Consider the following 20,319-nt stretch of genomic DNA (forward strand, 5'->3'; position numbering starts at 1 on the left):
GTGAACTCAGGTCATGAATGCTTTGACCCTGCGCACGCTAGTTCACGAGCGGGGAAAGGTCCATGTTGCAGCGCATCTACCCGGCCCGGCCGGGATGCCCTCCCATTCGAGAAAGCGCGAGACCATGCCCGTCGCACTCTATGCGCTCGCTGCCGGCGCGTTCGGCATCGGCGTCACCGAATTCGTCATCATGGGCCTGCTGCTGGAAGTGAGCGCCGACCTCGGCGTGTCCATCTCCGCCGCCGGCCTGCTCATCTCCGGCTATGCGCTGGGGGTGGTGGTGGGCGCGCCGCTGCTCACCACGCTCACCGCCCGCTGGCCCCGCAAGCAGGTGCTGCTGGGGCTCATGGCCGTTTTCACCCTCGGCAACCTCGCCTGCGCGCTCGCGCCCAGCTATGGCTGGCTGATGGCGGCGCGGGTGCTGACCTCCTTCGCCCACGCCACCTTCTTCGGCGTCGGCTCGGTGGTGGCGACCGATCTGGTGCCCGCCAACAAGAAGGCCTCTGCCATCGCCATCATGTTCACGGGCCTCACGGTGGCGAACATCCTGGGCGTGCCGTTCGGCACGTGGCTCGGCCAGCTCGCGGGCTGGCGCGCCACCTTCCTTGCGGTCACCGGCGTCGGGCTGGTGGCGTTCGCCATCATCGCCGTCCTGGTGCCGAAGGACCACGGCGCGCCGCTCGCCTCGCGCCTGTCGGATGACCTGAAGGTGCTGCGCCGGCCGGCGCTGCTCTACGGCCTCGCCACCACGGTGCTGAGCTGGGTGGGCGTGTTCGCCGCCTTCACCTACATCGCGCCCATGCTCACCCGCATCACCGGCTTTTCCGATGCGGCGGTCTCGCCCATCCTGCTGGTGTTCGGCGGCGGGCTCGTGGTGGGCAACCTCTTGGGCGGGCGCTTCGCCGACCGGCGGCTGGTGGCCACCGTCTATGGCAGCCTCGTGGTGCTGGCGCTGGTGCTCGCGGGGCTGACGCTCGCCCTCGACGGCAGGATCACGGCGGTGGTGGCTGTGGGGCTCCTGGGCGCCGCCGGCTTCGCCACGGTGGCGCCGCTGCAGATGTGGGTGCTGGAGAAGGCGCGGGGCGCGGGGCAGACCTTCGCCTCCTCCTTCAACATCGCCGCCTTCAATCTGGGCAACGCCATCGGCGCGGCGCTGGGCGGCTGGGTGATCGACGGCGGGCCCGGCCTGTGGGCGGTGCCGCTGGTGGCCGCCCTCGCGCCGCTCGCCGCGATGGCGACGGCGTTCCTCTCCGAGCGGCGCGAGGCCCTCGGTGCGGGCCGCGAGGAGGCCGCCGGCGCCGCCGAGCAGGCTTGAGATCATGCCGGGGGCCCGTGAGCATGGCGCGCGGGCCTTCGGCGCCTTTTTCGGGGCCTTTGCCCCAACCTGCGCCGCACCTGAGCATCGCTCGCCCGGCCTCGAACGGGGCCGGGCCGATGGTGCCGGGCGCGCATCCAAGGAGACCTGGACATGAAGATCGACCTTTCCGGCAAGACCGCCCTCGTCACCGGCTCCACCCTCGGCATCGGCTTCGCCATCGCCAAGGGGCTGGCGCAGGCGGGCGCCGCGGTGGTGGTGAACGGCCGCAGGGCCGAGGCGGTGGAGGCCGCGGTGGCCGCCCTCAAGGCCGATGGCTCCGTTTCCGGTGCGGTGGCGGATGTCGGAACCGAGGAAGGCTGCGCCGCCCTGGTGAAGGCGGTGCCGCAGCCGGACATTCTCGTGAACAACGCGGGCATCTACGGCCTCGGCGATTTCTTCGAGACCGGCGACGAGGTGTGGCAGCGCTATTTCGACGTGAACGTGATGAGCGGCGTGCGGCTCTCGCGTGCCTACCTGCCGGCGATGGTGCAGAAGGGGTGGGGACGGGTGGTGTTCCTGTCCTCCGAATCCGCCCTCAACATTCCCGCGGACATGATCCACTACGGCTTCAGCAAGACCGCGAACCTCTCGGTGGCGCGCGGCCTCGCCAAGCGCATGGCCGGCACCGGCGTGACCGTGAATGCGGTGCTGCCGGGGCCCACCTTCACCGAAGGCGTTGCGGCGATGCTGAAGGACGAAGTGGCCAGGACCGGCGCCACCGCCGAGGCCGCCGCGGATGCCTTCGTGAAGGCGCACCGCGCGAGCTCCATCATCCAGCGCGCGGCGAGCGCGGAGGAGGTGGCGAACATGGTGGTCTATGCCTGCTCCCGGCAGGCGTCCGCCACCACCGGGGCCGCCCTCAGGGTGGATGGCGGCGTGCTCGACACCATCGCCTGAAAAGCGACGGGGACCGGCATGCCGGTCCCCGCATTCTTCCCGCACCGCTTGGAAGCGCGCATCGGTCCGGTTCTTGACCGCCGCCAATGGGCTTCGCTTCCACGCCGCGCAAGCTGGGTCGAAGGCTCGCGAGAAAGGCTCGCGGGCCTTCGGCGTCAGATCTTCTGGTTGTATTCGCCCACTTCCGGGTGGGCGCGCAGCACGCCGTCGATCTCGGCGAACATCTCGCGCATACGCGCTTCCGAGACCGGGCTCTCCACCACCACCACCAGCTCGGGCTTGTTGGAGGAGGCGCGCAGGAGGCCCCAGGAGCCGTCCTCGCAGGTGACGCGCACGCCGTTCACGGTCACCAGGTCGCGGATCTTCTGCCCGGTCACGAGGGCGCCGGCGGCGGCCAGCTCCTCATAATGCTTCACCACCTTGTCGACGATGCCATACTTGGCCTCGTCCGCGCAGTGGGGCGACATGGTGGGGGAGGACCAGGTCTTGGGCAGGCCCTCGCGCAGCTCCGAGAGGCTCTTGCCGGGGTTGCGGTCCAGCATGTCCAGCACGGCGATGGCGGAGACGAGGCCGTCGTCATAGCCGCGGCCCACGGGCTTGTTGAAGAAATAGTGGCCGCTCTTCTCGAAGCCCACCAGGGCGCCGGTCTCGTTCACCCGCCGCTTCATGTAGGAATGGCCGGTCTTCCAGTAGTCCGCCTTCACACCCAGCTTGATGAGCTCGGGGTCGGTCGCGAACAGGCCGGTAGATTTCACGTCCACCACGAAGGTGGCGCCGGGGTGGAGCTTGGCGAGGTCGCGGGCCAGCAGCACGCCCATCTTGTCGGCGAAGATCTCCTCGCCGGTGTTGTCCACCACGCCGCAGCGGTCGCCGTCGCCGTCGAAGCCCAGCGCGAGGTCCGCCTTGTGCTCCAGCACGGCGTCGCGCATGGCATGGAGCATCTCCATGTCCTCGGGGTTCGGATTGTACTTGGGGAAGGAGTGGTCGAGATCGCAGTCGAGCGGGATCACCTCGGCGCCCAGCGCCTCGATGACGCGCGGGGCGAAGGCGCCGGCGGTGCCGTTGCCGCAGGCCACCACCACCTTCAGCTTGCGCGAGAGCTTCTGCCGGTCGGTGAGGTCCTTCACATAGACCTCGGGGAAGTTTTCCACGAAGCGGTAGGCGCCACCGCCGATCATCTGGAATTTAGCCGACAGCACAATTTCCTTAAGCCGGCTCATTTCATCCGGGCCGAAGGTGAGCGGACGGTTCACGCCCATCTTCACGCCGGTCCAGCCATTGTCGTTGTGCGAGGCCGTCACCATCGCCACCGCCGGCACGTCGAGCGCGAACTGGGCGAAATAGGCCATGGGCGACAGCGCGAGGCCGATGTCGTGCACCTTGATGCCCGCCGCCATCAGGCCGCTGACCAGCGCATACTTGATGGAGGAGGAATAGCCGCGGAAATCGTGGCCGGTCGCGATCTCCGGCCGCACGCCCATCTCGTGCATCAGCGTGCCGAGGCCGAGGCCCAGCGCCTGCACGCCCATCAGGTTGATTTCCTTCTGGAACAGCCAGCGCGCGTCGTATTCCCGGAAGCCGGTGGGCTTCACCATGGGCTCGGATTCGTAGGCGTAGGTGTTGGGCGTCAAAACAGGCTTCGGAACAGGAAACATCGACGCTTCTCCACACGGAGGACGGCGCGGCCCGAAAGCGCGCCAGGAGCGCTGCCCGCCGGTCCAGCCGGATCTGCGGCGGCGAGATAGCACGAAAATTGTGACGGAAAGAACCGGAAATCACGGCACGGAAGGGGCCGTACCCGCCGCATCCGCGGATGGTAAACGCCCGGCGCGCGGATGGCGCCGGGCGATGCCTCACGCGCGCAGGATGGCGCCGGTCTTCTTGGCGACCTCGGCGACGATCTTGCCCGCCACCTCCTCGATCTCCTTGTCGGTCAAGGTGCGCTCGCGCGGCTGGAGGGTCACCTCCACCGCCACCGACTTCTTGTCGGCCTCGATGCCCTTGCCCTCGTAGAGATCGAACACGCCCACCGCGGTCACCAGCTTCTTGTCGACCCCCTGGGCGGCCTTGAGGATGTCCGCCGCCGGCACCGTGCGGTCCACCAGGAAGGCGAAATCGCGCGTCACCGGTTGGAAGGCCGACAGCTCGATCTGCGGCTTCACCTTCGTGGGCTTGGCCTTGGGCTCAGGGATCTTGTCGAGCACGATCTCGAACGCCACCACCGGGCCCTCGGTGTCGAGCGCCTCCAGCACGGCCGGATGGATCTCGCCGAAATGGGCCATGGCGTTGGCGCCGAGCCGCAGCGTTCCCGAGCGGCCGGGGTGGTACCAAGAGGGCGCATCGGCGGTCACCTGGAGGTTCGCCACCGGGGCGTTGCAGGCGGCGAGCGCCGCCAGCGCGTCGGCCTTGGCGTCGAAGGCGTCCACCGTGCCGGCGGTGCCCGACCAGTGGCGGCCGGCGCCCTGCGGCCGGGCGGTGCCGTGGCGCACGCCGGAGGCGCACTGGCGCTGGTCCTCCGGCTTGTCGCCGGCGAACACCTGTCCCACCTCGAACAGGGCGGTATCGGCGAAGCCCTTGTCGGCATTGGTCTTGGCGGCGCGGATGAGGCCCGGCAGCAGGCTCGGCCGCATGTCCGACAGCTCGGCCGCGATGGGGTTCGACAGCGCGATGGCCGGGGCCCCGCCGCCGAACAGCTCAGCCTCCCTGTGCGAGACGAACGACCACGTCACCGCCTCCACCAGCCCGCGGGTGGCGAGCGCCCGGCGCGCCTTGCGGCTCCGGCGCTGGAGCGGGGTGAGGATGGGCTTGCGCGCGTCCGCGCCGCGCGGCAGCTCGGTCGCCGGCACGCGCTCCAGGCCCAGGATGCGCACCACCTCCTCCACCAGGTCGGCCTTGCCCTCGATGTCGCCGCGCCAGGAGGGCGGCACCACCTGCAGCACCGGCCCCGCGCCCGAGACGCCGAAGCCGAGCGCGGTGAGCACCTCGCGGATCTCCTGCTCGGAGGCGTCGAGCCCGGTGAGGCGCTTCACCTCGGAGAGCGGGAAGGCGATGGTGCGGATGGCGTAGGGAATGGTGCCCGCCAGCACGATCTGAGAGGGCTCGCCGCCGCAGATGTCGAGGATGAGATGGGTGGCGAGGTCGAGGCCCGGCAGGGTGAAGGCGGGGTCGATGCCGCGCTCGAAGCGGAAGCGGGCATCGGAATTCAGCCCGAGCTTGCGCCCCGTCTGGGCAATGTTGATGGGCTCCCACAAAGCGGATTCGATCACCACGTCGACGGTGGCCGCGTCGCAGCCCGATTCCTCGCCGCCCATGACGCCGGCGAGGCTCTCCACGCCCTTGTCGTCGGCGATGACGCACATGGTCTCGTCGAGGGTGTAGGTCTTGCCGTCGAGGGCGAGCAGGGTCTCGCCGCTGCGCGCCCGGCGCACCACCAGCTCGCCCGAGACCTTCCCGGCGTCGAACACGTGGAGCGGCCGGTTGCGGTCGAACGTCATGAAGTTGGTGATGTCCACCAGCGCGTTGATGGGGCACAGGCCGATGGCGGTCAGCTTGTCCTGCAGCCATTGCGGCGAGGGGCCGTTCTTCACCCCGCGCACCACCCGCAGCGCGAACGCCGGGCACAGGGACGGCGTCGCGCCGAAATCGAGCCGCACCGACACCGGGGAGGGGAACTTGCCCTCCACCGGCTTGATGCGCGGGTTCATCAGCTCGCCGAGGCCGGCCGCCGCGAGATCGCGCGCGACGCCGGAGACGCCGAGGCAGTCGGCGCGGTTGGGGGTCACGGCGATTTCGATCACCGGGTCGTCGAGGCCGATCACCTGCGCGAAAGGTGCACCGGCGGGCGCGTCCGCCGGCAGCTCCATGATGCCGTCATGCGCCTCGGAAAGACCCAGCTCGCGAGCGGAGCACAGCATGCCCCGGCTTTCCACGTCGCGGATCTTGCCCACCTTGAGCGCGGTGCCGGTGGTGGGGATGACGACGCCGGGGGCCGCGAACACGGTCTTCAGCCCCGCGCGGGCGTTGGGCGCGCCGCACACCACCTGGATCGGCTCGCCGGTGCCGATGGAGACCGAGCACACCTGCAGCTTGTCCGCATTGGGGTGCTTGGCGGCGGTGAGGATCTCTCCCACCACGAAGGCGGAAAGCGCCTTGGCCTTGTCTTCGACGCCCTCGACCTCAAGGCCGATGAGCGAGAGGCGCTCGACGATCTCCTCGAAGGAGGCGGTGGGCTCAAGATGCTCCTTGAGCCAGGAATAGGTGAACTTCATGGGTCCTGCCTCCTTCTCAAGCGCTCAGGCCACCGGCCAGGGTGGGGAAATCGAGCGGGCGGAAGCCATAGTGGGAAAGCCAGCGCACATCCGCCTCGAAGAAGGCGCGCAGGTCGCTCATGCCGTATTTCAGCATGGCGATGCGGTCGATGCCCATGCCCCAGGCAAAGCCCTGGTATTCGTCCGGATCCAGCCCGCAATTGCGAAGCACATTGGGGTGGACCATGCCGCAGCCGAGGATCTCCAGCCAGTCCTCGCCCTCGCCGAAGCGGATCTCGCCGGGGCGGGAGCGGTCGCACTGGATGTCCACTTCCATGCTGGGCTCGGTGAAGGGGAAGAAGGAGGGGCGGAAGCGCATCTTCACGCCCTCCACCTCGAAGAAGGCCTTGCAAAACTCTTCGAGAATCCACTTCAGGTGGCCGAGATGGGCGCCCTTGTCGATCACCAGCCCCTCCACCTGGTGGAACATGGGGGTGTGGGTCTGGTCCGAATCGCAGCGATAGGTGCGGCCCGGGCAGATGACGCGGATGGGCGGCTTCTTCGAGAGCATGGTGCGCACCTGCACCGGCGAGGTGTGGGTGCGCAGCACCTTGCGGGCGCCGCTCTCGTCGGGGGGCAGGAAGAAGGTGTCGTGCATCTCGCGGGCCGGGTGGCCGGGCGGGAAGTTCAGCGCCGTGAAATTGTGGAAGTCGTCCTCGATGTCCGGGCCTTCCGCCACCGAGAATCCCATGTCGGCGAAGATGGCGGTCAATTCCTCCGTCACCTGGGCGATGGGGTGCACGCGGCCGGTCTCGGCCGGCGCGTCGCGCACGGGCAGGGTCACGTCCACGCGCTCGGTGGCGAGGCGGGCCTCCAGGGCGGCGGCCTTCAGCGTCTCCTTGCGGACGGCGATGAGGCCCTGCACCCGGTCGCGCAGGCCGTTGATGGCGGGGCCCTTCACCTTGCGCTCCTCGGGGCTCATGCCGCCGAGGGATTTGAGAAGCTCGGACACCTGCCCCTTCTTGCCGAGGGCGGAGATTCGCACCTGCTCCAGCGCGGCTTCGTCCGCGGCGCCGGCGATGGCGGCGGAAAGGTCCTGCTCCAGGGCGTCGAGGGCGGGGGTGTCGATGGTGACGGGATCGGACATGGGAGGTCCTTCAAGTGCCGGTCGCCGCGGCGCCCGCGCGGAGGCGGGCCGCCGGGGCGGGGATCTGTCGCGCCGCTTATAGGGGGAGGGCCCCAAACGGAAAAGCCCCGCACGGGTGATCCGCCGGGGCTTCTCGTCAGGGTCTTGGAACGTGGGAGGCTCAGGCGGCGAGGGCGGCCTTGGCCTGCTCCACGATGGCCTTGAACGCCTCGGGCTCATGGATGGCGATATCCGAGAGCACCTTGCGGTCCACCTCGATGCCGGCCTTGGTGAGGCCGTCGATGAAGCGCGAATAGGTGAGGTCAAGATCCAGCGCGCGCACGCCGGCGTTGATGCGCTGGATCCACAGGGCGCGGAAGTTCCGCTTCTTCACCTTGCGGTCGCGGTACGCATACTGCATCGACCGTTCGACGGCGGACTTCGCAGCGCGGATGGTATTCTTGCGACGGCCGTAAAAGCCTTTGGCGGCCTTGTAGACCTTCTTATGCTTGGCGTGGGCGGTAACGCCACGTTTCACGCGGGCCATGGGTTAGCTCCTTCAGATCGTGACTGGCGTCAGCCGTTAGGCAGGAAGTGCTTGCGGATGACCCGCCCGTCACTCTCGCTCAGGATGGTGGTGCCGCGCAGGTTGCGGATCTGGTTATTGGTGCGCTTGATCATGCCGTGGCGCTTGCCCGCCTGGCCGGCGATGACCTTACCCGTACCCGTGAGGCGGAAGCGCTTTTTGGCTCCCGACTTGGTCTTCATCTTGGGCATTTGGCTCTCCGTGGCCGCAACCTACCGCGCCCTTGCGGGGCGGTGGACGCTCAGCCTCTTGTTGCTGTTGAGCGGTTTGAACCAGCGCGGCAGCCCTTTTTCGCCGGCCGATCCGAAGGCGCGTTCGTTACAGGAGCGCGGCGGGAAACGCAAGGGGCAGCGGTGTCCCGCCTGCCGGGAGCACCGGCCACAAGCGGCCGCAAGCCGAGTTTTTGCACAGCGGGGCCCACGCTCTGCCGGGATGGCCGCTCAAGATGGACGCGCGGGTCGGCGATCTCCGGCACGGCCGCCCGCCTTCTCCACCCGCCTGCGCGCAGGCGGGGGCGGAACTCTCTTTTCCCCAGCGGTAGTGACCTGTAATCTGAACGCCTGCGGAAATGGTTTCGCGGCGGCTGGCGCGCCAGCCGGGCGGCTCGGGCAGGTCGGGGCGGACCATGGTCGAAATCACGTCGATTACGTCGACAGTGCGGGTTGTGAAGTTTCTCCAGACGCCGCAGGAGCGGGCGACCGAGAACATCATGGCCATCGTGTTCCTGAACTCCAAGGTGTTCCAGGGGGACGTGGGCATCACGAACGATATCGTGAACGTGTTCCGGTACAACGACGACCTGCGGGAAGCCCTGAACAGCCTCTACCGTGCCGACCAGGCGGCGGACGGCAAGGGCGCGGACGGCAAGGCGGCCCCCGATGGCGGCACCCAGTCCAATTTCCACAAGGTGCTGGCGGACGCCATCGCAAAGAATCGCAGCCTGTTCCCGTCGGAGGAGTTCACCATTCGAACCGAACTGCCGGGCAATGGCGCGCTGGAGACGGTCATTCCCTCCGCCGGCAGCCGCGTCACATCGGCTTCGAGCTCCACGTCGGACCTGCTGGCCAAGCTGTTCGACATCAGCACCCCGGACGAAACGGCTGCGAGCCTGGCGCGGGTAACGCGCGCCTACGGCGACTGACGCCGGAGCGCGTCCCTCGTTTCACGGGCGCATGGACAGGTTCCGGCGGCCTCCGGCCGGGCGCCGGGCCGCCCGCGAGGGGCCCGGCGGGCTGGGATCGGGCGTGGGCCGTTGTCGTGGCGCCTGTCCAGGGGGGACGTGCCGGGGGCGGTCGGGGCGCGCCTGTCGGCCGGCCTTCCGTGAATTCCATTTCACATCGCGGCGTAGGCGGGAGGGGCGCTCGCTGCGGCGGCATCGGCATGGCCGGGATCAAGGGAAAGCCGCGCTTCTTTTCAGGGGCCGCTTTCCAGGGGCATCTTTCCAGGGGCCACAGGCAAACGATGCGGATCGAGCGTCGCAGGCCGTGCATTCCAGGCCAGGCATCACGGGGCGCGGCGCGGCCGCTGCGGCCGTCGGTATCGCGGCCTGGTCGGCGGGGCCTGATGGGGCTTGCGAGGCCGCGGCATTGAAGCGCCGCAATTCGAGTTGACGCGGGCGCGCCAGCCGCCATGGTCTCACCCGTGTCCGCCGACGATTCCCAGGGGAGGGAAGCGGGCGGACGCGGAGCGGGAGCAGGGGCGATGGTCGCAACGCTGCAGGTCCACGACGCCGACGCGATCTTCGACCTCGCTGTCGTCGGCGGCGGCGTGAACGGCTGCGGCATCGCCCGCGATGCCGCCGGGCGGGGCCTCTCGGTGGCGCTGTTCGAGAAGGGTGATCTCGCCTGCGGCACCTCCTCAGCCTCCACCAAGCTCATCCACGGCGGGCTGCGCTATCTCGAGCACGGCGAGCTGCGGCTGGTGCGCGAGGCGCTGAAAGAGCGCGAGGTGCTGTGGGGCATGGCGCCGCACATCGTCCGCCCGCTGCGGTTCGTGCTGCCGCACCGGGCGGGCATGCGGCCGGCCTGGATGCTGCGGCTCGGCCTGTGGGTCTACGATCATCTGGGCGGACACGGCCGGCTGCCGCCCACCCGCGCCCTGGACCTGCGCCGCGATCCGGCCGGGGCGGCGCTGCGGCCCGGCGTCACCCGCGGCTTCGAATATTCCGACTGCTGGGTGGACGACGCCCGCCTCGTGGTGCTCAACGCCCGCGACGCGGCGGATCGCGGCGCCCGCATCCACCCGCGCACGCCGGTAACGGGCGCCCGGCGCGAGGGCGGCCTGTGGGTGGTCTCCATCCTCGACGGCGGCGAGCCGCGCACGGTGCGGGCGCGGGCGCTGGTGGATGCCGCGGGCCCCTGGGTCGCCGGGGTGCGCGCGGCGGCCGGGGCGCCCCAGGGCGCGCGCGTGCGGCTGGTGCAGGGCAGCCACATGGTGGTGCGGCGCCTGTTCCGCCACGATCGCGGCTACATCTTTCAGAACAGCGACGGGCGCATCGTGTTCGCGCTGCCGTTCGAGGACGACTTTACCCTCATCGGCACCACCGACCGCGACTATGACGGACGCCCGGAGGACGTGGCGGCGACGCCTGAAGAGCTGTCCTACTTGTGCGCGGCCGTGAACGCCTATTTCCCCGCGCCGGTGACCCCGAAGGACGCGGTGTGGACCTATTCCGGCGTGCGCCCGCTCCATGACGAGGGGACCGGCAAGGCGCAGGACGCCACGCGCGATTATCTCCTCACCCTCGATCTCGACGGCGGCGCCGCGCCGTTGCTCACCGTCTACGGCGGCAAGATCACCACCTACCGCCGGCTGGCGGAGGCTGCGCTGGAGCGCCTCGCGCCCCACGTGCCGACGAAGTCCGGCCCCTGGACCGCCGGCTCGACCCTGCCCGGCGGTGATTTCCCGCGCCAGGGCTTCGAGACCCTGCTGGCGGAGCTGCGCCGCGCCTTTCCCGCGCTCGACGCTGCCCTCCTGCGGCGGCTCGCCCGCGCCTACGGCACCCGCGCCCATGCGCTCCTGGAAGGCGTCACCGGCAAGGATGACCTGGGCGAGGGGTTCGGCGCCCAGCTCAGCCAGCGCGAGGTGGACTTCCTGATGGATACCGAATGGGCCCACACCGCCGATGACGTGCTGTGGCGGCGCACCAAGCTCGGCCTCCGGCTCGACATCCAGGAGGCGGCGGCCCTCGCCACCTACATGGCGCTGCGCGTGGCGCGGCGCAGATAGGGCGAGACGGCGCGATGGACCGCTACATCCTGGCCCTGGACCAGGGTACCACCTCCTCCCGCGCGGTGCTGGTGCGAGCCGACACCTCCATCGCCGCCGAGGCGCGCGAGGAGCTGCCCCAGCATTTCCCCGCCTCGGGCCTGGTGGAGCAGGAGGGGGAGGACATCTGGTCGACCACCCTCGCCTGCGCCCGCGCCGCGCTCAAGGCGGCGGGTGCAGGACCTGCGGAGATCGCGGCCATCGGCATCACCAACCAGCGCGAGACCACGCTGGTGTGGGAGCGCGTCAGCGGCCGCCTCATCCACCGTGCCATCGTGTGGCAGGACCGGCGCACCGCCGACACCTGCGCCCGGCTCATCGCCGCCGGGCACGGGCCGAAGGTGAGCGCCACCACCGGGCTCCTCATCGATCCCTATTTCTCCGCCACCAAGATCGCCCACATCCTCGATGCGGTGCCCGGCGCGCGGGCGCGGGCGGAGCGCGGCGAGCTGGCCTTCGGCACGGTGGATTCCTTCCTGCTGTTCCGCCTCACCGGCGGGCGCGTGCATGCCACCGACGCCACCAACGCCGCCCGCACCCTGCTGTTCGATATCCACCGCGGCCGGTGGGACGAGGAGATGCTGGCCCTGTTCCGCGTGCCGGCGGCGATGCTACCGCAGGTGCGCGACAGCGCCGCCGATTTCGGTGCCGCCGACCCCGCCCTGTTCGGCGCGCCCATTCCCATCCGCGGCATGGCGGGGGACCAGCAGGCGGCCATGGTGGGGCAGGCCTGCTTTCGGCCGGGCATGATGAAATCCACCTACGGCACCGGCTGCTTCGCTTTGCTCAATACCGGCGAGAGCCCGGTCGCCTCGCGCCATCGGCTGTTGACCACCATCGCCTGCCAGCTCGAAGGGCGGCGCACCTATGCGCTCGAAGGCGCCATCTTCATCGCCGGTGCGGCGGTGCAGTGGCTGCGCGACGGGCTGAAGGTGATTGCCAGCGCCCCCGAGGCCGACCGCCTCGCCGCCCAGGCGGACGAGGGGCAGGACGTGATCCTGGTGCCCGCCTTCGTGGGGCTCGGCGCGCCCTATTGGCGGCCGGAGGCGCGCGGCGCCCTGTTCGGCCTGACCCGCGCCACCACGGCCGCCGAGCTTTCCCGCGCCGCGCTGGAGGCCGTGTGCTTCCAGACCCTCGACCTGATGGAAGCCATGCATGCCGACTGGGCCGGCGCCGGCGGGAGCGAGACCGTGCTGCGGGTGGACGGCGGCATGGCCGCCTCCGATTTCACCATGCAGCGCCTCGCCGACCTCATCGGCGCGCCGGTGGACCGGCCCCATGTGCGCGAGGCGACGGTGCTCGGCGCGGCCTATCTCGCCGGGGTGGAGAGCGGCTTCTTCCCGCCGCCGGACCTGTTCGCTGCCCGCTGGCGGCGCGAGCGGCGTTTCGAGCCGCTGATGGCGGAAGCGGAGCGCCGGCGGCGCATCGCCCTGTGGCGCGATGCGGTGGCGCGGGTCATCGGCATTCCCCAGGGCCCGGCCGCCTGAGGGGCGCGGCCTTGACGGGTGCGGCGAATTGCCGCCGAATGGTGCGCGGCCGTCCCGGCGCGGCCCGCGTGCAATGCCAAAAGCCTGAGAGCGTCACTTCATGGGTTTTTGGCCAATCTCCCCTCCGGCCCGGTCAAGGACTGCGCCGAGGGAATAAAACCGGCGGCCGAAAGTGCCAGCCCGGAGGAGGCCCCATGACGCACGACGACAGCTTCACCTGCGAGGAGCGGGCTGCCATCTATCGCTGCATCACCGAGCGGCGGGACGTGCGCCGGAATTTCCTGCCCGATCCGGTGCCCGACGAAGCGCTGGGCCGGGTGCTGGCCGCCGGCCACGCCGCGCCTTCCGTGGGCTTCCTGCAGCCGTGGAACTTCATCGTGATCCGCGAGCAGGAGACGAAAAGCGCCCTGCACGCCGCCTTCACCCGCGCCAATGCGGAAGCCGCCGCCATGTTCGAGCCCGAGCGGGCGCAGCTCTACCGCACCCTGAAGCTGGAGGGGCTGCGCGAGGCGCCGGTGCTGCTGTGCGTGACCTGCGAGCGCGACCGCGCCGGGCCGGTGGTGCTGGGCCGCACCCACCAGAGCGAGATGGATGTCTATTCCACCGTCTGCGCAGTGCAGAACATCTGGCTGGCGGCGCGGGCGGAGAACCTCGGGGTGGGCTGGGTGTCCATCCTCTCGCTTGCCGACCTGCGCGCCATCCTCGGCATTCCCGAGCCCATCGTGCCCATCGCGCTCCTATGCATGGGCTATGTGGACCACTTCGAGGCGAAGCCGGACCTGGAGCGCGCCGGCTGGCGCAAGCGCCTGGCGCTGGACGACCTGGTGTTTTCCGAACGGTTCGGCACGCGGGCCGGCAAGGCGCCGAGCTGAGGGCACGCGCGGCCGGCGAAATCGGGTGGGCGGGCCTTGGCGCGGGTGCTTGAATGGGGCACGCTCGACAAGATGGAGACACACCCGTGCTGGCGCCCGATGCTCCCGCTCTCTTCCCGGCCGCCGGCCTCGCCGGCACGATGATCGCGGCCCCCGCCGCCCCGCTCGAGATCGCGGCGCGCGACTATGATGTCGTGCGCCGGGCGGTGGCCTATATCTCCCAGCAGGTGCGCCGCCAGCCGGAGGTGGAGGAGATCGCCGCCGCCGCCGGCGTCAGCGCCCGCGCGCTCACCGATCTGTTCCGCCGCTGGTGCGGCCTCACCCCCAAGGCCTTTCTCCAGGCGGTGACGCTGGATCGCGCCCGGCGCATCGTCGCCGAATGCCCCAATGTGCTCGATGCCGCCCTGGAGCTGGGGCTGTCCGGGCCGGGGCGCCTGCATGACCTGTTCGTGGTGCACGAGGCCATGTCGCCGGGGGAGTGGAAGACGGGGGGCGCGGGGCTCGTTATCCGCTATGGCTTTCATCCCTCGCCGTTCGGGCGGGCGCTGGCCATGTCCACGGCGCGGGGGCTGTGCGGGCTCGCCTTCGCCGATCCGGGCGAGGAGGCCGCCGCGCTGGCGGACATGAGCGCCCGCTGGCCCAACGCCGCTTATGTGGAGGACGCGGCCGCCACCGCGCCCCTGGTGGCCCGCATCTTCGATCCCGCCGCCCGGCGCGGCGACCAACCCCTGCGCATCGTCTTCATAGGCACCGATTTCGAGATCAGCGTGTGGGAGACGCTGCTGCGCATTCCCATGGGCCGCGCCACCACCTATTCGAGCATCGCCGAGCATGTGGGCCGGCCGAAGGCGGCGCGGGCGGTGGGCGCGGCTGTGGGCAAGAATCCCATCTCCTTCGTGGTGCCCTGCCACCGCGTGCTGGGCAAGAGCGGGGACCTCACCGGCTATCACTGGGGCCTCACCCGCAAGCGCGCCATACTAGGCTGGGAGGCCGGGCAGGCTGGTGCGCCGGGTCTGGCGGGCGGCTGAACGCGCGGCGCCGGGGCGTGCGCGTGCGTGACGAATGGAGGCGTGGACTGGTTGCGTATTCCGGGCTTGCGTCACAACCGGTTGTGACAACCTTTGGTGGCGTTCCCCTGCACGCGTGCTCTCAGGGAGATGCAGGCGATGGGAACGAAGTATGGAACCGCCGGAAACGACGCGATCGACATATCGAAATGGGATGCCGTCTGGTCGGTGTACGGCTATGGCGGGAACGCTACGATCACGATTTCCAACCCGTCCATATCCAGCATCATCATCAGCGGCGGGGCGGGGAGCGACATTATCAATGTGCCGCACGCGCAGAACGTCAGCATCCACGGGGATGAGGGCAACGACACCATCACGCTGAACGGCGCCACCTCCGGCGGGTCGCGATCTATCTATGGAGACCTTGGGGACGACACGATCTACAGCTCCAATGACGCGGACTACATCTACGGTGGAGCGGGGAACGATACGCTGTGGGGGCAGCTGGGCGCGGACCATATCTATGGCGACGACGGCAATGACACGATCATCGCGAACATGAGCTATCAGGGCGTGTTCTATGATGGCGGTGCCGGCACGGACACGCTCAGCATTCGCCCGGATGCGATCTACAGCCAGTATCAAGTGAACATCGCGATCCTGTCCGGAATCGAAATGATAGAGAACACCGACCCCCTCAAGAAGGCCTATCTATCCGGAAATGGTCTGAATTTGGATAATATCGACTTGGTGAAAATCTATGGAGTCAAGGGCGATAACGGCGACAATTATCTGAGGGCTGGCGAATCGAAAGATGCCAATGGCAGTATGATCAAAATGACGCTTGAAGGCTTAGGGGGGAATGACGCTCTGCGCGGTGCTGCTAACCCGGACTCGTTATTGGGAGGGGCTGGAAACGATAGGCTGGATGGGTTCGGGGGAAATGACGAGCTTACCGGTGGCGCCGGTAATGACCAGTTCCATTTCTATCAAGGCTGGGATGTCGATACGATAAAGGACTTCACGCAGGGGGAGGATCTGATCTACCTGCACATGACCAGGCTCTCTGATATCTCAAGCATGGAGACGACGGTCCGAGGTGACTCAAGTTTGGATGTGAAAATTGGGTCACTGGAGTTCATTATCTAGAATGGTGCGTCTTTGACGCCTCAAAAATCTGACTTCGTCTTTACGGAAAAAATTCCGTATCCCTGATAAAAGAAGACGCGCATCCATATGTTAATGGGTGCGCATCAGCGCCGAAACATATAAATAAAATATCAATAAATTATTTGCTTAAATTTTCCATTTATCGTGCTAACGGCCTCGCGCCACGAATCGGGTTCAGCCGCTAGCAGCTTCTGATTTTCAAAAATGGAGCCTTTGTTATCTGAAAAATACACGGCGGCTCCATTATCTTTTAGTGTAATGCGGAATTTGCCGAGGCCATAGGTCCCATCGTCATTCTTGATGAGGAGGGTGCCATTTATATTCATCCTTGCGTTCATGATCTGAGCAGAATACTCAATATCGCTCGGATAGTCAGTGTAAATTTGTTCGTAATAAGCTGCGAATATCTCTAGAAATTCCGTGCGCTTGGTGAGGCGCGCGATTTCGATGGGGTCGGCCGTCGCCGCCAGTTGCGCTTGGCTATCCCCGAGTTCCGCTTGCAGTTGGACTCGCGCTATAATGGCATTATTATATTGCTGAATACTATCGGCGAGCTGGACGGGAGTTTTGTATACATACCGCGTCTTTTCAGAGCGCGTGTCCGTCGCCTCCGTTGCGGCGGTCTGTGTGCCGGTGGTTGCCGTGGCTTTCTGTGCGGTTTCGGAGGCGCCGATCCAGGCATTGGTGGCCACGCTCGCGCCCTGCACCTGGGCCGGGCTGGCGCCGGCCTTCAGTTGCTCGGCCTCCTTCGCCAGTTGCTGGATCTTGGCGAGGGTTTCGCTGTTCGCGTCCGCGGCGCCGTCCGCGCCGGTGCGGAACAGGGTCAGGATGCTGGTGGTATTGTTGCCGACACTGGTCACCATGTGCCCCTCCTGCGAGGCGGGAGCCGCAGGCACATCATGTGCGCGCGGCGCCGGAAGACAGGCGGGGACATCATGTCCGCGCGGGGCAGGGGCAGGCTCTCGCCTGACGATGCGGCACGCTATCACGGCACCCGATGGCTGACCAGAGGTTGCGCGCGCTCTGGTTGCAGGCGGGCGCCGGCTGCCTCAATCCCGCGAGAGGGCTTCCACCGGGTCGAGCTTGGAGGCGTTGCGCGCCGGCAGGAAGCCGAAGATGCCGCCGATGAGGCTGGAGGAGACGAACGCCACCACGATGGACGCCGGCGAATAAACCAGCGTGAAGTTCGACCCCAATTGCGCGAACAGCACCCCGAAGCCGAGCGCGGTGCCGATGCCCAGCACCCCGCCGATGAGGCACACCAGCACCGCCTCGATGAGGAATTGCTGGAGGATGTCGGAGCGCCGGGCGCCCACCGCCATGCGCACGCCGATCTCCGCCACCCGCTCCGACACCGACACCAGCATGATGTTCATCACCCCCACGCCGCCCACCAGCAGCGAGATGAGCGCAATGCCGGCAATGAGCAGGGTCAAGGTCTCCGTGGTGGAGGTGATGGTCTTGCGGATGTCGTCGGTGTTGAGGATGAAGAAGTCCTGCTTGCCGTGCCTGCGGGTGAGGAGATCCGTCACCGCCGTCTCGGCCAGCTCGGTGTCGGTATCGTCGCTCACCTTCACGGTGATGGAGCGCAGCGCGGTGGTGCCGAGAATGCGCGCCTGCACGGTGGTGTAGGGCAGGTACACCGAAAGGTTCTGGCTGGAACCGAACCCGCCTTGCTGCGGCTCGGTGATGCCGAGCACCCGGCAGGGCACGTCGCCCACCAGGATCACCTGGCCCACCGGATCGCCCGCGAAGTCGGCGAACAGGGTCTTGCGGGTGTTCTCGTCGATCACGACGTCCTGCGCATAGGCGCGCACGGCGTCCTCGTCGAAGAAGGCGCCCTGGGCCAGCTTGCTGCCGCGGGCCTCGAAATATTGCGCGCCCACCCCGTTCACCAGCGCGCTCGCCTCCACCGGGCCGAAGCGCACGGTCTTGGAGGTGGAGACGGTGGGCGTCACCGCCGCCACGAAGGGCTGTTCCTCCAGCGCCCGCGCATCGGAGACCACGAGCGTGGTCACCTTGCCCGATCGCATGTCGCCGAAGGTCTTGCCGGGGAACACCTCCAGCGTGTTGGTGCCGAGCGAGGAGATGTTGGCGAGCACCTTGCGCCGCGAGCCCTCGCCCAGCGCCACCACGCACACCACCGAGGCGATGCCGATGATGATGCCCAGCATGGTGAGGAAGGTGCGCAGCCGGTGCGCGTTCATGGCCAGCAGCGCCATGCGGAAGGCTTCCTGGAAGCGCATGGCCAGCGCCTGCCAGGAGCGGGCCGCGGCGGCAGCGGCGGCCTCGCGCTCGGTCGGGTCGGGCGGGGCCTCGGGCGCGCGGCGGGCCTTGTCCGTGCGCCGGTCGGAAATGATGGCGCCGTCGGAAAATTCGATGATGCGCTCGGCGCGCGCGGCCACGTTCATGTCGTGGGTGACGATGACGATGGTCTTCCCCTCGGCGTGCAGCTCGTCGAGGATGCGCAGCACCTCCTCGCCGGAGGCCTTGTCGAGGGCGCCGGTGGGCTCGTCGGCGAGGATCAGCTTGGCCCCGTTCATCAGCGCGCGGGCGATGGAGACGCGCTGCTGCTGGCCGCCGGAAAGCTGGCCCGGCCGGTGGCCGGTGCGATCACCCATGCCGAGCCGGTCCAGCAGCTCCAGCGCGCGGGCGCGGCGGGCCGAGGCGTGCCAGCCCGCATAGATGGCGGGGATCTCCACATTGCCGAGGGCGGTGAGCTCGCCCAGCAGGTGGTAGCGCTGGAAGATGAAGCCGAAATGCTCGCGCCGGAGCGCGGCAAGCTCGTCGGGGTCGAGGTCTGCCGTCTCGCGCCCGGCGATGCGGTAGCTGCCGGAGGTGGGCCGCGAGAGGCAGCCCAGGATGTTCATGAGCGTGGACTTGCCGGAGCCGGAGGCGCCGACGATGGCCACCATCTCCCCTTCCGCGATGGTGAGGTCGATGTCCTTGAGGACGGTGAGCACGCCCTCGCCGGCCGGATATTCCCGGCGAAGCCTGCTCAGCTCGATCAGCGGCGCGCCCATGGCTTGCGTCCTCACAGGCCCATGGGCGGGGGCGGCATGCGCCGTGCCGCGCTCGGGGCCGCCGCGCCGGGGCCGAGCTGGCCGGTCACCACCTTCTCCCCCTCCTTCAGCCCGCTCTTCACTTCCGCGCGGTTCTTGTTGTTGAGCCCGATTTCCACCGCGCGGTCGGCCACCTGCCCGTCCGCGCCGAGCACGCGCACCGTGTAGCTGCCGTCGCGCGCGCGCGCGCCGAGGGCGGCGGAGGGAATGGTGAGCACGTCCCGGGCCTGGCCGAGGATGATGTGCACCTCCGCCGTCATGTAGGTCCGCAGGCGGCCCTCCGGGTTCGGCACGTAGAAGATGCCGTTATAATAGATGGCCGAGGAGGAGGTGGACGAAGAGGAGCTGGACTTGCTGGTGGAGGAGGACGTGGTGGAGACCGCGCTGTCGCCGGTGATGGATTCCGGTGCCGGCTCGATGAACTCGAGCGTCGCCTCATAGCGCCGGTCCGGATCTCCGATGATGTTGAAATAGAGCTTCTGCCCGGCCTTCACGTTCACCACGTCGGCCTCGGAGATCTCGGCGCGCACCATCATGGTCTCGAGGTCGCCGAGAATGATGATGGTGGGCGCGGTCTGGGCCGCGTTCACCGTCTGGCCTTCCTGGCTGACGATGTAGAGCACGGTGCCGTCCATGGGGGCGGTGATGCGGGTGTAGCCGAGGTTCACGCGGGCGGTGTCCACCGCCACCTCGGCCTCCGCGATCTGCGCGGCGAGGGCGGCGATCTGGGCGCGCGTGGTGGCGACCTCGGCCTGCGCGCTCTCGAAATCGGCCTGGGAAACGGCGGTCTGGAGCACCAGCTTCTTCTGGCGGGCGAGGGTCTGCTCGGCGAGCACGAGGCTCGCCTCCTTCTCCTGCTTCTGGGCCTTCGCGGCGGCGAGGGCGGCCTCGGCGGTGCGCAGGGCATTCTGCTGGGGCACGGAATCGATCTCCGCCACCGGGTCGCCCTGGCGCACCCGGTCGCCGAGGCGCACCTTCACGGCGGTGATGCGGCCCGAAACCTGCGCGCCCACCGCCACCAGCTTGGCCGGCTTGAGCGTGCCGGTGGCGAGCACCGTCTTCTCGATGGTGCCGCGGGCGACGGGCGCGGTCATCATCCGCACCGGCTCGGGCGTGAGCATCCGGTCCCTCAGCACCAGCAGGCCGACCAGCGCGGCGATGACCAGCGCGCCGATGACGATGATCCGGCGTGTGCCGGAGCGGGGGGCGCTCAACGGGGCCTCCGGGCGGTGCGGGAG

The 20,319-nt window shown here is 68.6% G+C and carries 16 protein-coding genes; 8 read left to right on the forward strand and 8 right to left on the reverse strand.

All coding sequences use genetic code 11. The features are described 5' to 3' along the window. Positions 1-124: 124 nt before the first annotated feature. Both V5F61_RS06245 and V5F61_RS06250 read left to right on the forward strand, forming a co-directional pair. Positions 125-1,315 carry an MFS transporter gene (locus tag V5F61_RS06245; protein WP_393987895.1) on the forward strand — a complete coding sequence of 397 codons (1,191 nt, stop codon included), beginning with the start codon at positions 125-127 and terminating at the stop codon, positions 1,313-1,315. 153 nt (positions 1,316-1,468) lie between these two features. Beyond that, positions 1,469-2,254, forward strand: coding sequence for an SDR family NAD(P)-dependent oxidoreductase (locus tag V5F61_RS06250; protein WP_393987894.1), 786 nt, complete (start codon positions 1,469-1,471; stop codon positions 2,252-2,254). Between the two features lie 155 nt (positions 2,255-2,409). On the opposite strand, the gene V5F61_RS06255 is transcribed toward V5F61_RS06250, so the two are convergent. From V5F61_RS06255 to rpmI, 5 genes are all read right to left on the reverse strand, one after another. Next, a complete protein-coding gene (locus tag V5F61_RS06255) occupies positions 2,410-3,909 on the reverse strand; it encodes a phosphomannomutase/phosphoglucomutase (protein WP_393987893.1) in 1,500 nt (499 codons plus the stop codon). Positions 3,910-4,107: 198 nt separating this feature from the next. Further along, positions 4,108-6,522 (reverse strand): phenylalanine--tRNA ligase subunit beta, encoded by a 2,415-nt coding sequence (gene pheT, locus V5F61_RS06260; protein WP_393987892.1) that lies wholly within the window; start codon positions 6,520-6,522, stop codon positions 4,108-4,110. Between the two features lie 16 nt (positions 6,523-6,538). Beyond that, the gene (gene pheS / locus V5F61_RS06265; RefSeq protein WP_393987891.1) at positions 6,539-7,648 is read right to left on the reverse strand and encodes a phenylalanine--tRNA ligase subunit alpha; all 1,110 of its coding nucleotides are present in this window, start codon (positions 7,646-7,648) and stop codon (positions 6,539-6,541) included. A gap of 160 nt (positions 7,649-7,808) precedes the next feature. Next, on the reverse strand, positions 7,809-8,174 hold the full coding sequence (gene rplT / locus V5F61_RS06270; RefSeq protein ID WP_393987890.1) for a 50S ribosomal protein L20: 366 nt from the start codon (positions 8,172-8,174) through the stop codon (positions 7,809-7,811). A 29-nt stretch (positions 8,175-8,203) separates the two neighbouring features. Beyond that, the gene (gene rpmI, locus V5F61_RS06275; protein WP_234051151.1) at positions 8,204-8,404 is read right to left on the reverse strand and encodes a 50S ribosomal protein L35; all 201 of its coding nucleotides are present in this window, start codon (positions 8,402-8,404) and stop codon (positions 8,204-8,206) included. Positions 8,405-8,838: 434 nt separating this feature from the next. On the opposite strand from rpmI, the gene V5F61_RS06280 reads away from it, so the two are divergent. The 6 genes from V5F61_RS06280 (at position 8,839) to V5F61_RS06305 (ending at position 15,998) form a co-directional block, all read left to right on the forward strand. Then, positions 8,839-9,354 carry a hypothetical protein gene (locus V5F61_RS06280; protein WP_393987889.1) on the forward strand — a complete coding sequence of 172 codons (516 nt, stop codon included), beginning with the start codon at positions 8,839-8,841 and terminating at the stop codon, positions 9,352-9,354. A 560-nt stretch (positions 9,355-9,914) separates the two neighbouring features. Beyond that, positions 9,915-11,441, forward strand: a complete 1,527-nt coding sequence (gene glpD, locus V5F61_RS06285; protein ID WP_393987888.1) for a glycerol-3-phosphate dehydrogenase — start codon at positions 9,915-9,917, stop codon at positions 11,439-11,441. A gap of 14 nt (positions 11,442-11,455) precedes the next feature. Continuing rightward, positions 11,456-12,967, forward strand: coding sequence for a glycerol kinase GlpK (glpK, locus tag V5F61_RS06290; protein ID WP_393987887.1), 1,512 nt, complete (start codon positions 11,456-11,458; stop codon positions 12,965-12,967). A gap of 194 nt (positions 12,968-13,161) precedes the next feature. Beyond that, on the forward strand, positions 13,162-13,839 hold the full coding sequence (gene bluB / locus V5F61_RS06295) for a 5,6-dimethylbenzimidazole synthase (protein ID WP_393987886.1): 678 nt from the start codon (positions 13,162-13,164) through the stop codon (positions 13,837-13,839). Between the two features lie 140 nt (positions 13,840-13,979). After that, positions 13,980-14,867 carry a methylated-DNA--[protein]-cysteine S-methyltransferase gene (locus V5F61_RS06300; protein ID WP_393987963.1) on the forward strand — a complete coding sequence of 296 codons (888 nt, stop codon included), beginning with the start codon at positions 13,980-13,982 and terminating at the stop codon, positions 14,865-14,867. A gap of 138 nt (positions 14,868-15,005) precedes the next feature. After that, a complete protein-coding gene (locus V5F61_RS06305) occupies positions 15,006-15,998 on the forward strand; it encodes a calcium-binding protein (protein WP_393987885.1) in 993 nt (330 codons plus the stop codon). Positions 15,999-16,129: 131 nt separating this feature from the next. On the opposite strand, the gene V5F61_RS06310 is transcribed toward V5F61_RS06305, so the two are convergent. The 3 genes from V5F61_RS06310 to V5F61_RS06320 form a co-directional block, all read right to left on the reverse strand. Beyond that, the gene (locus V5F61_RS06310) at positions 16,130-16,882 is read right to left on the reverse strand and encodes a hypothetical protein (protein ID WP_393987884.1); all 753 of its coding nucleotides are present in this window, start codon (positions 16,880-16,882) and stop codon (positions 16,130-16,132) included. A gap of 186 nt (positions 16,883-17,068) precedes the next feature. After that, positions 17,069-19,042, reverse strand: a complete 1,974-nt coding sequence (locus tag V5F61_RS06315; RefSeq protein WP_393987883.1) for a MacB family efflux pump subunit — start codon at positions 19,040-19,042, stop codon at positions 17,069-17,071. Between the two features lie 11 nt (positions 19,043-19,053). After that, positions 19,054-20,295, reverse strand: coding sequence for an efflux RND transporter periplasmic adaptor subunit (locus V5F61_RS06320; RefSeq protein WP_393987882.1), 1,242 nt, complete (start codon positions 20,293-20,295; stop codon positions 19,054-19,056). Positions 20,296-20,319 lie beyond the last annotated feature (24 nt).

The organism is Xanthobacter sediminis (genome assembly GCF_043195015.1).
Classification (GTDB): Bacteria; Pseudomonadota; Alphaproteobacteria; order Rhizobiales; family Xanthobacteraceae; genus Xanthobacter.

Bases quoted from the DNA above. Each gene is read 5' to 3' on its own strand.
- V5F61_RS06245 (WP_393987895.1), top strand. From the start codon at position 125: ATGCCCGTCGCACTCTATGCGCTCGCTGCCGGCGCGTTCGGCATCGGC.
- V5F61_RS06250 (WP_393987894.1), top strand. From the start codon at position 1,469: ATGAAGATCGACCTTTCCGGCAAGACCGCCCTCGTCACCGGCTCCACC.
- V5F61_RS06255 (WP_393987893.1), bottom strand. From the start codon at position 3,909: ATGTTTCCTGTTCCGAAGCCTGTTTTGACGCCCAACACCTACGCCTAC.
- pheT (WP_393987892.1), bottom strand. From the start codon at position 6,522: ATGAAGTTCACCTATTCCTGGCTCAAGGAGCATCTTGAGCCCACCGCC.
- pheS (WP_393987891.1), bottom strand. From the start codon at position 7,648: ATGTCCGATCCCGTCACCATCGACACCCCCGCCCTCGACGCCCTGGAG.
- rplT (WP_393987890.1), bottom strand. From the start codon at position 8,174: ATGGCCCGCGTGAAACGTGGCGTTACCGCCCACGCCAAGCATAAGAAG.
- rpmI (WP_234051151.1), bottom strand. From the start codon at position 8,404: ATGCCCAAGATGAAGACCAAGTCGGGAGCCAAAAAGCGCTTCCGCCTC.
- V5F61_RS06280 (WP_393987889.1), top strand. From the start codon at position 8,839: ATGGTCGAAATCACGTCGATTACGTCGACAGTGCGGGTTGTGAAGTTT.
- glpD (WP_393987888.1), top strand. From the start codon at position 9,915: ATGGTCGCAACGCTGCAGGTCCACGACGCCGACGCGATCTTCGACCTC.
- glpK (WP_393987887.1), top strand. From the start codon at position 11,456: ATGGACCGCTACATCCTGGCCCTGGACCAGGGTACCACCTCCTCCCGC.
- bluB (WP_393987886.1), top strand. From the start codon at position 13,162: ATGACGCACGACGACAGCTTCACCTGCGAGGAGCGGGCTGCCATCTAT.
- V5F61_RS06300 (WP_393987963.1), top strand. From the start codon at position 13,980: ATGATCGCGGCCCCCGCCGCCCCGCTCGAGATCGCGGCGCGCGACTAT.
- V5F61_RS06305 (WP_393987885.1), top strand. From the start codon at position 15,006: ATGGGAACGAAGTATGGAACCGCCGGAAACGACGCGATCGACATATCG.
- V5F61_RS06310 (WP_393987884.1), bottom strand. From the start codon at position 16,882: ATGGTGACCAGTGTCGGCAACAATACCACCAGCATCCTGACCCTGTTC.
- V5F61_RS06315 (WP_393987883.1), bottom strand. From the start codon at position 19,042: ATGGGCGCGCCGCTGATCGAGCTGAGCAGGCTTCGCCGGGAATATCCG.